The following is a 940-nucleotide window of genomic DNA, read 5'->3' as shown; positions in this document are numbered from 1 at the left end:
GAGTAGAACCAGTGTTAGAGCTGCGTTACAAAACTTACAGGGCAGTGGCATTGTGGTTACAATGCAGGGTGTTGGTTCCTTTGTACATAGAAATCCCGAGCAGGGAATTGCGAATGAGGAGCCACCAGAAACTTTGAAATCTTCAGATATTTCAAGTGAAGAATTTAAAGAATTTTTTGAATTTAGACAGGCCATTGAGTTTAAAGCAATTGAATTTTTTGTGAGAAGAGCCACAAAAGAAGATGAAGATGTTTTAAAGGACTTAGTGGAAAAGATGCAAGAAGCTGCAAAGATTGATGACAGGGCCGCTTTTACAAAGTATGACCTAGATTTTCACATGGCCATCATTGAAGGAGCAAAAAACATTTTTCTTTATAATTCCATGTTAAATTACAAAGATATTTTTTCACATTATATGGAAGAGATTACTCGATTGACCGATAAACCACTAACCGTTTTAGCGGAAGAACATGTTGAACTTTATACCTATTTGATTGAAAAGAAACCAAAATGGGCGAAGGATTACTTGTTCTGTGATAACACATATTATCACGTTGCATACTTTAACGGACGTTAGTTTCAAAAGATAGGATTTTTACGCTTGGATAAAAAGGGAACAGAAAAGGTGTTTTTGCCGAAGTAGGGGACTTTTTATAAATTTGTGTATGTACCAATGGATATATACGCGAAAGAATTGCGTAGTTACGCAAAAAAAACAAAAGAAAAGAGCTATGCCGGTTGCTTTGGAAGGGGAATCGAGCAAGTAGCAAAAAAGACATGTTGGAAGAGAGTCCAAAATAACGAGGAGGGTAAATGAAATGAAAAAAAGATTATTAGCTGGTATTATGTGTGCTGTTATGGCTTTGGGCGTTGCAGGGTGTGGCGGCGGAAGCAAAAGCAGCGATGGCAGCGGCAGTGGTGAAGTAAAAGCAATTAACCT

At 37.7% G+C, this 940-nt stretch carries 1 protein-coding gene; it reads left to right on the top strand.

All coding sequences use genetic code 11. The features are described from left to right. On the top strand, nucleotides 1-577 hold a 577-nt coding region (locus RTK36_RS09805; RefSeq protein ID WP_312046640.1), incomplete at its 5' end, for a FadR/GntR family transcriptional regulator. Nucleotides 578-940 lie beyond the last annotated feature (363 nt).

Origin of the sequence: Anaerotignum sp., assembly GCF_031981185.1 — a bacterium.
In the GTDB taxonomy this organism is placed as follows: Bacteria; Bacillota; Clostridia; order Lachnospirales; family Anaerotignaceae; genus Chakrabartyella.
The sequence above is the reverse complement of the archived record's forward strand: the minus strand, read 5'-3'. Positions and strand labels throughout refer to the sequence as shown.